The sequence below is a fragment of the Burkholderia sp. WSM2232 genome, assembly GCF_000472545.1.
In the GTDB taxonomy this organism is placed as follows: domain Bacteria; phylum Pseudomonadota; class Gammaproteobacteria; order Burkholderiales; family Burkholderiaceae; genus Paraburkholderia.
In genome coordinates, this window is the sequence record NZ_AWZV01000005.1 from 173,312 (window position 1) to 187,408 (window position 14,097).

Consider the following 14,097-nt stretch of genomic DNA (forward strand, 5'->3'; position numbering starts at 1 on the left):
CTCAGGATGCCGTGCCGTCGCGGAAGAACGGCGAAGATGCCGGTGCTTCGAGCAACGCCTGCAGCTCGTCGTCGAGCAGCATCACAGTGATGGATGCGCCCGCCATCTCGAGACTCGTCACATATTCGCCGACATACGAGCGCGCCACCTTCAGGCCACGGTCCGCGACAAGTTGAGCCGAACGCCGATAAAGCACGTAGAGCTCTTCCAGCGGCGTCGCGCCGAGCCCGTTGACGAGCAAGGCGACGCGCGAGCCTTTCTCCGCATCCAGATCGTCGAGGATCTCACGCGTGATGCGTTCAGCAATTGCATCTGCGGGTTCGAGTTTGCCGCGGTGAGTGCCAGGCTCGCCATGAATACCGATGCCGATTTCCATCTCGCCCTCGGGTAGGCTGAAGGTGGGCTTGCCGGCGGCGGGCAGGATCGTCGGCGACAGGCCGACACCCATGGTACGGCAATGGGCATTCGCCTTGCCGCAGATGCGCGCCACTTCCTCCAGCGAATCGCCGCGCTCCGCGGCCGCGCCCGCACATTTGAATGCGAACAACATGCCCGCCACGCCGCGCCGGTCCGCGGCGCGCTCCTTGGGCGCCGAGGCCACGTCGTCGGTCAGCACGACCGTCTGGATCTGGATGCCGTCCGGCTCGGCCAGGTCGGCCGCGAGGTCGAAATTGAGCACGTCGCCGCCGTAGTTCCCATACACGTAGAGCACACCGGCACCGCCATTTACAGCCTTCGTCGCTTCCAGTATCTGCTCGGCGGACGGCGATGAAAAAACGTTGCCCACCGCTACGCCGCTGCACAAACCCTCGCCCACATAGCCGAGAAAGCCCGGCAGATGACCCGAGCCGCCACCGGTCACGATGCCGACACGTCCCGCTTTCGGCGCGTCCTTGCGCACCAGCGCCCGCTTGTCCGCAGTTGCGCTTTTGAGCCATGCCGGATGGGCGATCAGCAGGCCTTCGATGATCTCATCGACAAAGGCGTCGGGCTCGTTGATGATTTTTTTCATGTTGTGCTCCTCCGGTTCGGGGTGCTTTCACAAAATGCAAAAAGACGCTCACTGCTTGCGTCGCTGACTAAGCGCATCCAGCAGGACAGCCGCGAAGATCACCCCGCCCTGTATGAACTGCGTCCAGAACGGATTGACGCCGAGCAGCGACAATCCCACATTGATCACGCCGATTAGCACGACGCCGATAAACGTTCCAACAATGGACCCGCGTCCTCCGGCAAGCGAGGTCCCGCCAATCACGACAGCGGCGATCACCTGCAACTCCAGCCCGTTGGCCGCCGAAGGCAACGCGGAATTGAGGCGGCCAGCAAGAACGATCCCGGCAATGGCGGCCGTCACACCGGCCAGCATGTAAGTGAGGAACACGACGCGATGCACCGGTATACCCGCGAGACGCGCGGCTTCCTGATTGCCGCCCACCGCGAACACCTGATGGCCGAACGTGGTCTTGCGCAGCAGCACATGCCCCATGGCGAAGATCGCGAGCATGACTATCATTGGCATCGGCAAACCGGCGACTGTTTTCGCGCCGAACGCAGTGAAGGCATTCGGGAAATCGAACTTGGTGCGGCCATCCGAAATGGCGAGGGTCAAGCCGCGGGCCATGGCCATCATCGCCAGTGTGACGATGAAGGGCACGAGCCGCAGCCACGCAACCGCGAGACCGTTTAGTGCGCCTGCAGCAGCCCCCACCGCGAGCGCCGCGCAAAGCCCCGCAATGCCAAGGCCAATTGCCCCGGGACTCGACCCTGCCATGACGGTCGCGGCGACCATGCCCGTCAACGCGACGAGCGAACCGACCGAAAGATCGATGCCCGACGTAATGATGACGAAGGTCCCGCCTACCGCCGCGATGCCGACCACCGACACCTGCACCATGATGTTGGTTAGCGTGCTGGTCGTCAGAAACTCGGGCGATGCAATCGACAAAGCAATGCAGATCAGGACGAGCGCGGCGAACAGTGGTCCGATCCCGCTTCTCAATTGGCGGATCACGCGGCGCGACAGCGCCTCCGTATCCGCGCGGTTGGCTGCCGTGGAGGTCATGCGCCTGCTCCTGTTGTAGCCCATTGAATGACAGCTTCGGAATGCGCTTTCTCGCGCGGGATCTCCGTCACGATGCTGCCGCGATACATTACGAGCACGCGATCCGACATGCCGAGCAGTTCCGGCAATTCGGAACTCACCATGACGACCGCCCCGCCCGTTCTCGCCATCGCCACCATATGCGCGTAGATTTCCGTTTTTGCCCCTACGTCAATGCCGCGCGTCGGCTCGTCGAGCATGACGACGACGGGTCGGGTCGCAGTGGCCCGCCCGAGAATCACTTTTTGCTGGTTGCCGCCCGACAATGTGCGCGTAACCTGCAGCACCGAAGACGCCCGCACGCCGAATCTCCTGCTGGCCTCCTGCGCAAGCTTGCGTTTCCTGGCACGGCTCACGAACCCGCCATTCGCCAGCGCTTTGAGACTGGACAGTGCAATGTTTTCCTCGATATTGGCATCAAGAACGAGCCCCTCGAGCTTGCGATCCTCCGACGTGTACACGAGCCCGTGACGCACGCCTTCGGTCGGCGAATGATTTGCGATCTTCCTGCCTTTGACGAGTATCTCGCCACTCGTCGCCGGCAACGCACCGAAAATCGTCTTCAGCAGTTCAGTGCGCCCCGCGCCCGCGATTCCCGCGATACCGAGAATCTCTCCTGCCCGCACCTTGAAGCTTGCATTGCGCAGCAGCGGCGCGCTGGCGAGATTACGGACTTCGAGCACGACATCGCCATATTCGCGCGGCTCCCACGGGTAGAACGATTCCAGGTTGCGGGCGACCATGGCCTGCACGAGCGCTGCTTCCGTCCATTGCGACATGGGACGCGCACCGACCGTGGCGCCGTCGCGCATTACGACCGCCGAATCGGCCAGTTCGAACACTTCTTCAAGATGATGCGAAATAAAGATGATGCCCATGCCAGCCGCCCGGAGCCTGCGCACGACGGCGTACAGATTGACAATGTCCTGGCTTTGCAGCGCCGCAGTCGGTTCATCCATGACGAGGATGCGCGCATCGCGCGCAATCGCCTTCGCCACTTCGACCAGTTGGCGCTTGTTGAGCGGCAGATCGCCGAGGCGCATCCACGGCGGCACGGAGTCGAGCCCCACGCGCGCAAGCGCCTCCCGTGCCAGTTGATTGGCCTCGCGCTGCATGATGAAACCCTTGCGCGCAGGCATGCGGCCGAGAAACAGGTTCTCCGCCACTGTCATGTCGTTGATCAGCGAGAGTTCCTGGTAGATGACGGCCACGCCGGCGTCGATGGCTGCATTAGTGCCGCGTGCAAGCGGCACTCCGTCGATTTCGATCGTGCCTTCGTCCGGCTCGTAGGCGCCGGACAGCGTCTTGACGAGTGACGACTTGCCAGCGCCGTTCTCGCCGACAATCGCCATGACATGCCCTGCCTGCAATTCGAGGCTCACGCCGCGCAAGGCCTTCACGCCAGGAAAACTTTTGACGATGCCCTGCATGCGCAGCAGCGGCACGGGCGTATTCATTGGCGCGCGCTCCGGTTCTTCGGCTTGTACTGTCATGTCGCCTCTTTCCGTTTGCAGGCTGCGCAGTGTCCGATGCATCGCAGCCCGCGGCCAGTCTTACTGTTTGACTTCCTCAGACCACAGCCCGTATTTCTTCGTCGCGTCCGAATCGATATTCGACTTGTCGATCAGCAGCGTCGGCCACGCGTAGTTTGCCGGCACGTCTTTCTTCGCGCCGTAGTCGGTGACGAATTGCAGCGACCTGGCTGCCATCTGAATCGGGTTCTGCGAGATGGTCGCGTCCTGCTTGCCGGCACGAATCGCCGACAGCGCCTGCGCGGTACCGTCCGCGCCGATGACGAGAATGTGCTGCTTGTCGCCGAGCGGCTTGTAGCGGCCCGCATTGTCGATGGCTTTTTCCGCGCCGACTGTGTTGTCGTCGTTTGCGCCGAAGACCGCGTCGATCTGAGGGTACTTCTGCAGGATATTTGTCATTGCATTGAGCGACTTTTCCTGATCGAACGCCCCTTCCTGACGAGCGACCACCTTGATGTCAGGATATTTGGCGATCTCGTCGCTGAAACCTTTCTCGCGGTCGGTGGCGGCGGTCGTACCGACTAGCCCGATCAGATCGACCACGTTGCCCTTGGCGGAGCCGTAGCGCTTCGTCAACTGGTCGGCAATCCATTTGGCCGCCGTCTGCCCCAGCGCCACGTTATCCGATGCAACAAAAGACGTGACCTTGCCGCCGTCCGAACCGCGATCCAGCATGAACACCGGAATGTTCATCGAATTGGCTTTTTCGACGGCGGGAATAATGGCCTTGGAATCGATCGGATTGAGCACGAGCGCTGTCACGCCCTGGCTCAAAAGATTGATCGCGTCGTTCACCTGCTGTTGCGCGTCGCCATTCGCATTGGTCTGCACGAGATCGAAGCCCTGGTCTTTAGCGCCCTTCTCCACGCCCGCCTTCAGGCCGACAAAGAATGCGTTGTTGAGCGTCGAAACCGAGAATCCAACTTTTGTCTTGCCGCCCGACGCGTTGGCCACGGGCGCGCTGGCCGGCGCGCTCGCGGCCTGGCCGGAAGTGCTGCTGGTCGAGCTGTTGTCGCTTCTGGAGCAACCGGCAAGCGCGGCTGCCGCACACAGCAGCACCGCACAGGTCGGTTTACCCAATACGTCCCATCCGTCGAATCTTGCTGAACTCCAGGCCATAGTCGTCTCCGTTGTAGATTTATTCACTGCGTTGCTAACGATAATTTCCCTTGAAGCAAGCGCACTAACGTTCGGCATGCCTCGGTCTGCCATAGGTCTTGAACCTCTCAAGAACCTCTTCCATTTCCACGTCCGACAAAAGCGGCGGTGGCCCCAGCTGGCAGGCGAGCAGGTATTGCCTCGCCAGCACTTCCACTTCGTGCGCAAGCCACACGGCGCGCGCGAGATCGTCACCCAGCGCAACCACGCCATGATGCGCAAGCAGGCACGCACGCCGGTCCCGCAACGCCTCCAGCGCATGATCGGAGAGCAACTGTGTGCCAAAGAGCGCATAGGGCGCGCAGCGAATCGAGTTGCCGCCCGCTGCTGCCACCATGTAATGCAGCGCCGGAATATCGCGTCCATGTATTGCCATGGCAGTGGCCGCGGTTGAATGCGTATGCACGACCGCATGCATCTCGTGCCGCGCACGAAGAATGTCGCGATGAATGCGCCATTCAGACGACGGGCGCTTCACGCGCAGCACCTCGGCGTCGTCGTCCACGTCGAGCGGTAGCCACACGATGGCTTCTTCGCGAAGATCGCGCGCCGGCACGCCGCTCGGCGTGATCAGGAAACCATCGCCGAGGCGTGCGCTCACGTTCCCGGAGGTGCCCTGATTGATGCCGAGCCGCTCCATCTCGAGCGCGGTCTCGACGATGCCCCGCCGCAGTGCGCTTTCCCGCGCCGCCTTCATGCCGCGTTCCCCGCGGCCGGAAAGAAGTGGCCGAGCGATCGTTCGAACGGAGCCTTCGCGATGCCGCGTTCGGTGATGAAACCCGTGACAAGTTCATGCGGTGTTACATCGAATGCCGGATTACGGGCCTTAATGCCCTGCGGCGCCGTGCGCTGCCCCGCGAAATGCGTGACCTCTTCGTCGCACCGCTCTTCTATCTCGATCTGCGCACCGCTCGGCGTGCGAAAGTCGAGTGTCGACGAGGGGCATGCCACGTAGAACGGTATGCCGTAATGCTTCGCTGCAATGGCCACCCCAAGCGTGCCGATCTTGTTGGCGAAGTCCCCATTGGCCGCCACGCGATCCGTGCCGACGATCACGACATCGACGAGCCCCTGGGACATGATCGACGCGGCTGCGCTGTCGATGATCAGCGTCACGTCGACGCCTGCGTGCTGCAATTCGAATGCAGTGAGTCGCGCGCCTTGCAGCAGCGGCCGCGTTTCATCCGCAAACACCTTGAAAGCTATGCCTTCACGATGCGCTGCATAAATCGGCGCTGTGGCGGTGCCAAGCCCAGTGGTCGCAAGCGCGCCGGCGTTGCAATGTGTCAGCACGCCACTGCCCTGCTTGATGAGCGGCATGCCATGCCGGCCTATGCCTTCGCACAGCATCTGGTCTTCCGCATGAATTTGCCGGGCCTCTTCGACGAGCGCCTCGTAAAGCGCCGTCGAATCGCTCGCGCTGGAGGTATGCGCACGTTGCAGCATGCGTCCGAGGCCCCAGCTCAGATTCACAGCAGTGGGACGCGCCGTATCGAGCCAGCGCGCCCGTCGTTCGAGTTCCGCCCGGAACTGGGCGAGCGGCAATGCGCGCGCATCCTGCACGGCCACACATAGGCCATACGCCGCTGCCACCCCGATGGCGGGCGCACCACGCACGCGCAGTTCGTGAATGGCCCGCCATACGGCGGCGGCATCGGCGACGTGCTCCACCACGACCTCATGCGGCAGGCGGGTCTGATCGAGCAGCAAAAGAGCGTCGTCGCGCCATTCGATCGTCGGGGCCAGCGCGGGGAACAGGGACTGCGCAACCATGAAAGCTCCGTGTGCGTTAAGCGTGTGTGTGGGTCTCGCGCCGTATATCGCGCGCCAGCATGGCAACCTGCTCGATGTCGGTCAACGCGTCGCGTTCCACCAGCAAGGTTTCGGCGCAACGCAGGCACCGTACCTCGATCCGCGCCCGCGCCTGCGCATCCGGTATGCGTGTGATATCCGCGACTTTCGCCATGCCCACGATGCGTCGAATCATCTTGCAGCCCGCAAAGCCGAGGGTATCGGCAAGCAGGCGCCGCATGAAATGCGCGCGATAGCGTTCGACCGCGCGCGAGTCGGTCTGTCCGCCGATGAAGCGGCGTTCACTGCGCCTCTCGTGATCGCGCCAGAGCGCGACGAACTGCTCGCTAAAGCCATTCCATATACCGATCGCCTGTGCGAGCAGCCATTCTTCGTAAGGCGCCGGGTCCTGGCCATCAGCACGGCCATGCCAGTCTCGGGAAAAATAGGCAAGCAGCAGATTGGCCAGCAAGGCGCCGATGTCGAAGCTCATTGGCCCGTAAAACGCGAACTCGGGATCGATGACAAACGTCTCTTCCTCATTGACCATGATGGAGCCGGTATGCAAGTCGCCGTGCAGCAAGGTCTCCGCGCGATTCATGAAGGCCCACTTCATGTCGCCCGCGGCAATACGCAATGCTTCGTTGGTTCTCAGGCGCTCCAGCACGGACGGCGGCAGCGCCGGGCTATACACATTGGACGGATGGTCTTCGAAGGGAAAAGTGAATACGAGGTCCTCGGTAATCCTGCACAACTCGACATTGACGGCTGCGCTCGCAGCCTTCTTCTTGATGTCGGGCGCAAGAAAGAGATCTGAGCCGTAAAAAAGCGTGTGCGCAAGATAAGTGGACAGATGCGCGGCGAGCTTCGGATAGGTAATGCCGTCAATAAGCCCTTGCCGCAGGATGCAATGCGACGCAAGCCTTTGCATGACCATCAGGAAACGCTTGCTGTCCGCGTGGTACACCTTCGGCACGTGCTGCGGGCAAAGCGCGCCGAAGCGGCGCAAGGCTGCGACCTCGTGCTCCATGCGCTGGCAGGACAGAGGCCATGTCTTGCCGACCAGCCGCAGAAAAGGCGGCGCCTGTTTGACCACGACGCTGCGCTGGGGCGCCTTCGCATTCGTTACGAAGTACACGTAATTCAGATTGCCGTCGCCGACTTCGGCGACGTCCAGATCGTCTGGCTCACCAAGCAGCGCGCGCACCTTCGGAATGGCGCCGAGATACGCTGCGAGCTCACCTGCGGTAAAGGCTTCAAACTCCATCGGTGCCTCCTCCGATGTTGCTTCCGGCGCCCATCGACCTGAATACGTCTTCAGCGACGCTTGCGCACCAGATCGAACTTGAAGATGCTCGTGTTGTAGTAGTCGTTGCTATAACAAAGCGGCTCACCGCTCTGATCGAAGTCCACTTCGTCCAGCAGCAGAAACATGCCGAAGCCGTCGCCCAGTTCCGGCAGATCGCGCGGCGTGAGGATGGTCGGCTGTATCGACGTGTGCGTATGCGACAAGCGACGGCCCGTGCGCGCGAACATGCCGAAGAGCGATTCGCCCAATTCACCTTGAGCTTCATCGAAAAGCGTTTTCGGGATCGTGTCTATGCAGTAAGCGGCAATCGCATCGTCAGCACGCCTCACGCGTTCAATGCGGATGCAAGTTTCGCCGGGCGCGATCCCAAGCTTTTCGGCAAGACTCTCCGACGCCGCAATGCTGTCCATCTGAATACGGCTTGTGGAAGGCACCGCACCAACGCTCCTGATCATGTCGGTCACAGACATCAGATCATCCAGACCGCCTTGCAGCTTCAGCGAGATTTGTCTGATGAAGGTGCCTCGTCCCTGCACGCGTGAGAGGAGTCCATGCGAGATCATCTGCGCCACGGCCTCGCGCAAACTCGAACGACCAACGCCAAGCAACTCGCAGAGCTCCAGTTCCGTGGGAATCTGATCGCCCGGCTTGAGCTTGCGCTCACGAATCATGGTCAACAGCGACTCCTGGATCTTGTCGCTCATCGATCGTTCTACGCTCAGGCGCATATCGCTCTCTCATTCGTCACGCCACCAAATATACATCAGACATCTGATGTTTTTCTAGGGAATTTCCCTTGGTTCCATGTCGTGCTGAGCGCGGTCCGGGATCTCCAGGCGCATCGCTCCCGCAACACGCCAGTGTCTGCAAGCCTGTCTACGTTGGCTTTGCGACACGCTGCGTTGCGCCAATACGGCGTGCCGCAGCCGGCCCTCGCGAAACGTTCAGACTGGTGGTGTTCAGCGCATTTCGAGGCTCTGTGTGTAGAATGAATCGGACCCAAGCAGCGTTATTACAAACGCCTGATAAGGCGTCAAAGTTCGCAAGGCAACTTTAAGGAGACGACAATGTGGTTTGTCGGCAAGAGCGAATTGCTCTCGTTGATCCAGTGTCATTGCCTCGACGAGGTCATGCCTGCCTTCAGCGACCATCGCACGTTACGCAAGAACACCGTCATCTATCGGCCGGATGAACCGAGCGAGCATGTGTACCTGCTCAAGAGCGGCAGCGTAAGGCTTTACCGCCTCACTGAGGACGGTCAGGAAATCACACTTGCCTTCGTCAAGGCGGGCACGATCTTCGGCGATGGCGATGTTCTCAATGAGGAGAACTACTCCCATCATGCACAGGCGCTCACACCGAGCATGGTCTGTTATATCCGTAAAGCGGATTTCAAGGAACTGCTTGCGCGCTACGACGTCATCAATCAGTTCGTGCTGCGTGACCACTATCGGCGCTGGCAGGAAGCACAACAATTAATTGAGAATCTCTCGCTACACGACGTGAGAAAGCGGCTCGTCAACATACTCGTCATGTTCTCCGGCCAGGTGGGCATGCCCTTCGATCATCCCGAGCACGGCGATACCATTCTCATCGACTTGCCTATTGCACAGGACAAGCTCGCGGAATTCATCGGCACGTCGCGCGAATCCGTGAACCGGCACTTCAGCGACCTCAAGTCGGAAGGCTTCGTCGACATGCACGAGCGCAAAATCGTGCTGACACCAACCTTCGTCGCCCGGTACATCACCAAAGCGCCGGCTTTCGCGGCGCTGCCCGCGAAGTCGGCTCCACGCGTGCTCACAGCGCCGCTAATGCGCGCTTGACCGAAGCTACGCCGCTTTGAGGACTCGACAGCACCGGCACTGAAAGCGAGCCAAGTGACGGCACGAGGCGCGCCATCGAGACTTGCGCGAGCACTATCACATCCACCTGCTCAGCGAGTTCGGTAATCGTGCGCTTGAGGACCTCGTCGTGCTTCGCGGCGTCGCCCGCAAGCAGCGCTTCGAATGCACCTGGCGCGACGCATTCTGTCACGCAAATCTCAATGCCGCGCTCGGCGGCTTTCCGGCGGATAAGACGCACCGTTGGCTCGAGCGTCGTGGACACAGTCGCGACAACGCCGATGCGTGGACCAAGCGCGCAGGCCTCTTCGGCCATCGCTTCGTCGACCTTGACGATTGGCGTGCGGATCATGCCGCGCAGGAGGTCGGTCGCCTCGCCCACCGACGAACACGCATTGAGAATGAGGTCGGCGCCGAGAGCTTCAGCGTTCGCCATATAGCTATAGAGACGGCGCGTCACTTCGGGCGTCAGGCGGCCGGCTGCGCGCACATCGGCGAGCAGGCTGTCGTCGACGATATTGACGACGCGCGCGTCGGCGAACTGCTCGGCAAATTGGGCCTTGAGCGGTTCGACCGTGACTGGGCCGGTATGTATAACGACGATCGTGGTCATATTCGTATCCGTTACTTTATTCGATGGTTGTTCAAGCGGTGGCGAGCGCCATCACTTTTTCCTGCGAAGCTTGCGCCCTGCTCAACTCCCCGCTGATGCGCCCTTCCCGCACCGTCAGGATGCGATCGCTCACCGCAAGTACTTCGAGAAGATCGGAAGAGATGACGATCACCCCAATACCTTCTGCTGCGAGCCTCGCAATCAGCGCATGTACCTCCGCTTTCGCGCCTACGTCGATGCCGCGGGTCGGTTCATCGACGATGAGAACTTTCGGGCTGCGCGCGACCCATTTCGCAATCACGATCTTCTGCTGATTGCCGCCGCTCAGGTTGACGACCTTCTGCTCGACGCCTGGCGTCTTGATGCCCAGCATACGGACAAACCGCTGACAGCTCTCGCGTTCCTGCGCATGCTGCACGAACTGGAACGGCGAATAGCGCTCCAGGTGAGTAAGGCTGAAATTCTCGCGCACGCTCATGCCGAGTATGAGCCCCTGAGCCTTGCGGTCTTCGGTCACGAAACCTATGCCCGCCCTGATGGCATCGTGCGGAGTGCGGATCGTAAGCGGCTTGCCTTCGACCTTGAGCGATCCCGTGCACGCACGCATTCCGAAAATCATTTCCATGATTTCGGTGCGCCCCGAACCGACAAGCCCGGCTATCCCAAGCACTTCGCCACGATGCAGCGTAAAGCTTATATCGCGGATGCGAGGCTCCGCCTTCCCGACCGGTTTAAGCGAGAGCGCTTGCACTTCGAGCACGGGATCGCGGCTCGCATGAGACTGCGGCTCGCCGTAGAGTTCGCTCAGCTCGCGGGCCACCATCATGCGCACGAGCGTCTCGCGTGTCATCTCGGCAATTGGCGCGGTGCCGACCGTGCGTCCGTCGCGCAGTACCGTCACGCGATCTGCCAGTTCAAAAATCTCTTCAAGCCGATGCGAGATATAGACCACTGCAATGTTTCGTTCGCGCAGGCGCTTGACGATACCTAGCAACACACGCGTTTCGTGATGACTAAGCGATGCTGTGGGCTCGTCCATAATGATGGCTTTTGACCGCGCGCAGAGGGCCTTGGCAATCTCGATCATTTGCTGCTGGCCCACGCTCAATTCGCTTACGCGAGTAGCGGGATCGATATCCATGTCGATGGTGGCCAGCACCTCGCGCGCCTCGCGATACATACGCCGACGATCGATCAGTCCGAGCCGTGTACGCGGTTCTCTCGCCAGAAAAATGTTTTCGCCGACAGTGAGATTGCCGACCACCGCAAGTTCCTGATAAATGATGTTCACGCCAAGTGCGCTAGCGTGACGGCTGTCGACGAGCGCCACTTCCTCGCCTTCGACAAGGATAGTGCCGCCGGGATCGGGCGCGTAGATACCGGTGAGTATCTTCATCAGCGTACTTTTGCCCGCTCCGTTCTCTCCGGCAAGCGCAAGCACTTCGCCCGCGCGTATCTCCAGATTCACGCGGTCTAGTGCCTTTACACCAGGAAAGGTTCTGGAGATGTTGCGCATCTCCAGAAAGGGCACGGGTGTCACGTCGTTCATCACTTCGTGTAGCTGGTCATGTTGTCTTTCGTGACGACGGTCACGCCGGTGTCGATGTCCTTGGGCTGCGCTTCCTGGCCCTGGATCTGTGCGACGAGGTGCTCGACAGCGAGGGAGCCCATTGTCACTGGACGCTGAACCATGATGCCCTGGATATAGCCATCCTTAAGCCCCTTCAGCGTGTCGGGAAGATCGTCGAAGGCAAGCACTTCGAGCTTGCCCTTCATCGTGCCGAATTCCTTCGTGTTGAGCACCTTCGCGACGGCCGGCCCGCCCACCTGGCTCACCCCGAAAATGCCTTTGAGCTGAGGATGCGCGCGCAGCGTGGTTTCCACCACGGAGACGCCGCGCGCCAGGTCGTCGTCGGTGCCTTGCGTCTCGACAATCTTGATGCCCGGATATTTCGCCAGCCCTTTCTTGATGCCGGCAATGCGTTCGTTGAGATTGACCGCGCCCAGTTGACCCGTAATGATCGCCACTTCACCCTGACCATTGAGCGCCTTGCCCATCGTCTCCGCCATGGTCGCGCCCGCCTGTTCGTTGTTGGTGCCGATATACATGGAGCGTCCGCTTCTGGGCGAATCCGAGTCATACGTCAGCACCTTGATGCCGCTTTGCTCAGCGCGCTTCATCACGCTTTCGACCGACTTCGGTTCGTTCACCGATATCGCGATGCCATCCACATGCCTCGAGATCAGGTCCTCGATAATCTGTACCTGCGTGGCACCTTGGGTGTTTTGCGGAACCACCCATTGATATTTCACACCGGCTTTGTCGGCCGCCGTCTTTGCCCCTTTGTTGCAGTCGTCGAAAAACGGCACCGCGACCTTGGGAATGACGGCAACGGAAATATCCTTTGCGTCTTTCGCGTGAGCCGTTGCTCCGACCGATGCAGCAAGCGCGACGAGGGCGCTCGCGGTGACGCGTTGGGTGAGTTTCATACATGTCTCCTGATGTTATGGTTGCGGCGTTCAGTGTTCCTAACGTTCCTTGCGACGCACGCGCCAGATGTCGATACTGACGGCAATGAGAATCACGCAGCCGGTAATGGCCTGCTGCGCATAGGTATCGATATTGAGCAGCACGACGCCATTCGTAATGATTCCCGCGAGCGCCGCGCCGATGATCGCGCCCTCCACGCTGCCAGCCCCGCCGGACAGACTCGCGCCGCCGATGGCCGCCGCCGCGATGACATCGAGTTCCGCACCGAAGCCAGAAGCCGGCTCCGCCGACACGAAGCGCGAGAACGCAATCACCCCTGCCATCGAAGCGATCAGGCCGGATAGCACATAGACCGCGAATTTCACGCGCGCGGTGCGCACGCCGGACAGGCGCGCGGCTATTTCATTGCCGCCCGTCGCGTACACGTAACGGCCAAAGCGCGTCTGTCGCATCACGACGGAGAAGACGGCCGTCATGGCCAGAAGAATGACGACCGGAAAGGGCACGAATCCAATGTAGCCCTGGCCGATGAATGTAAAGCTGTCGGGTACGTCGGGCGTGACGGGCACGCCTTTGGTAATGATGTACATGAGGCCGCGCCCGATCGAAAGCGTGCCGAGCGTCGCGATAAAAGGCGGCAACTGTATCCATGTGATCATGAAGCCATTGAATGCGCCCACGGCGATTCCGACACCGAGCCCCGCGCCGATGGCTACCGACGCGTTGTAACCATGTTGGAAAACGAGCGCGGTAATGAGCGACGACAGGCCCATGACCGAGCCCACCGAGAGGTCGATGCCGCCCGTAATGATCACGAGCATCATGCCGATCGACATCAGCGCGATCAGCGAAAACGAGCGGAACACGCCCATCAGGTTGTTGGTCGTGAGGAAGTACGGTGAGAAAACACTGATCAGCAGTCCAACCAGCAGCAACACGGAGAGCACGTTCAGCTCCCGCATGCGCAAGCACGCCTTGATCCAGTCAGCGGCACGCCCAGACTGGGGTTCTTTCTTCGACGAAATGGCAGTCACCGATCGCTCCTCCTTTGCAGGCTCGGAACAGATCATATGAGCCCGGGCTTGCGGAAATCTGTGACGCCCGTCATAGATCCGTATCGGGGTTGACCCGTAGATTGTCTGCGGATAGCGCGATGAATGCCCACCTGCCTATGACGGGCGTCACAGCATTGCGCAGGGCGCGGCGTTACGATGCGCGTGGTGTCACCAGCGGCGCGGCGCCGCCGGGTGGCTTTATG

13 protein-coding genes are annotated in these 14,097 nt (G+C 60.8%); 1 reads left to right on the forward strand and 12 read right to left on the reverse strand.

Annotated elements, in window-relative coordinates; translation table 11 throughout:
- Window position 1: 1 nt before the first annotated feature.
- The 8 genes from F757_RS0104900 to F757_RS0104935 form a co-directional block, all read right to left on the reverse strand.
- Window positions 2–1,012: a dihydroxyacetone kinase subunit DhaK gene (locus F757_RS0104900; protein ID WP_027210435.1), complete on the reverse strand. Its 1,011-nt coding sequence runs from the start codon at window positions 1,010–1,012 to the stop codon at window positions 2–4.
- Window positions 1,013–1,060: 48 nt separating this feature from the next.
- On the reverse strand, window positions 1,061–2,062 hold the full coding sequence (locus F757_RS0104905) for an ABC transporter permease (RefSeq protein ID WP_027210436.1): 1,002 nt from the start codon (window positions 2,060–2,062) through the stop codon (window positions 1,061–1,063).
- Entirely contained in the window at window positions 2,059–3,594 is a 1,536-nt protein-coding gene (locus F757_RS0104910; RefSeq protein WP_027210437.1) for a sugar ABC transporter ATP-binding protein, read from the reverse strand. The genes F757_RS0104905 and F757_RS0104910 overlap by 4 nt, the downstream gene beginning before the upstream one ends.
- Window positions 3,595–3,654: 60 nt before the next feature.
- Entirely contained in the window at window positions 3,655–4,752 is a 1,098-nt protein-coding gene (locus F757_RS0104915; RefSeq protein ID WP_027210438.1) for a substrate-binding domain-containing protein, read from the reverse strand.
- 64 nt (window positions 4,753–4,816) lie between these two features.
- Window positions 4,817–5,488, reverse strand: coding sequence for a class II aldolase/adducin family protein (locus F757_RS0104920; RefSeq protein WP_027210439.1), 672 nt, complete (start codon window positions 5,486–5,488; stop codon window positions 4,817–4,819).
- Window positions 5,485–6,564 carry an S-methyl-5-thioribose-1-phosphate isomerase gene (gene mtnA, locus F757_RS0104925; RefSeq protein ID WP_027210440.1) on the reverse strand — a complete coding sequence of 360 codons (1,080 nt, stop codon included), beginning with the start codon at window positions 6,562–6,564 and terminating at the stop codon, window positions 5,485–5,487. The genes F757_RS0104920 and mtnA overlap by 4 nt, the downstream gene beginning before the upstream one ends.
- A 16-nt stretch (window positions 6,565–6,580) precedes the next feature.
- On the reverse strand, window positions 6,581–7,849 hold the full coding sequence (gene mtnK, locus F757_RS0104930) for an S-methyl-5-thioribose kinase (protein WP_027210441.1): 1,269 nt from the start codon (window positions 7,847–7,849) through the stop codon (window positions 6,581–6,583).
- A gap of 50 nt (window positions 7,850–7,899) precedes the next feature.
- On the reverse strand, window positions 7,900–8,595 hold the full coding sequence (locus F757_RS0104935; protein WP_227471287.1) for a GntR family transcriptional regulator: 696 nt from the start codon (window positions 8,593–8,595) through the stop codon (window positions 7,900–7,902).
- Window positions 8,596–8,958: 363 nt separating this feature from the next.
- Between F757_RS0104935 and F757_RS0104940 the strand changes: the two genes are divergently transcribed.
- Window positions 8,959–9,717 (forward strand): Crp/Fnr family transcriptional regulator, encoded by a 759-nt coding sequence (locus tag F757_RS0104940; RefSeq protein WP_027210443.1) that lies wholly within the window; start codon window positions 8,959–8,961, stop codon window positions 9,715–9,717.
- On the opposite strand, the gene F757_RS0104945 is transcribed toward F757_RS0104940, so the two are convergent.
- From F757_RS0104945 to F757_RS0104960, 4 genes are read right to left on the reverse strand one after another with little or no spacing between them, the layout of a single operon-like run.
- Window positions 9,692–10,348 (reverse strand): aspartate/glutamate racemase family protein, encoded by a 657-nt coding sequence (locus tag F757_RS0104945; RefSeq protein ID WP_027210444.1) that lies wholly within the window; start codon window positions 10,346–10,348, stop codon window positions 9,692–9,694. The genes F757_RS0104940 and F757_RS0104945 overlap by 26 nt on opposite strands.
- 31 nt (window positions 10,349–10,379) lie before the next feature.
- A complete protein-coding gene (locus F757_RS0104950) occupies window positions 10,380–11,897 on the reverse strand; it encodes a sugar ABC transporter ATP-binding protein (RefSeq protein WP_027210445.1) in 1,518 nt (505 codons plus the stop codon).
- Window positions 11,897–12,838 carry a sugar-binding protein gene (locus tag F757_RS0104955; RefSeq protein ID WP_027210446.1) on the reverse strand — a complete coding sequence of 314 codons (942 nt, stop codon included), beginning with the start codon at window positions 12,836–12,838 and terminating at the stop codon, window positions 11,897–11,899. Before F757_RS0104955 ends, F757_RS0104950 begins: the two co-directional genes overlap by 1 nt.
- Window positions 12,839–12,877: 39 nt before the next feature.
- A complete protein-coding gene (locus F757_RS0104960; RefSeq protein ID WP_027210447.1) occupies window positions 12,878–13,873 on the reverse strand; it encodes an ABC transporter permease in 996 nt (331 codons plus the stop codon).
- Window positions 13,874–14,097 lie beyond the last annotated feature (224 nt).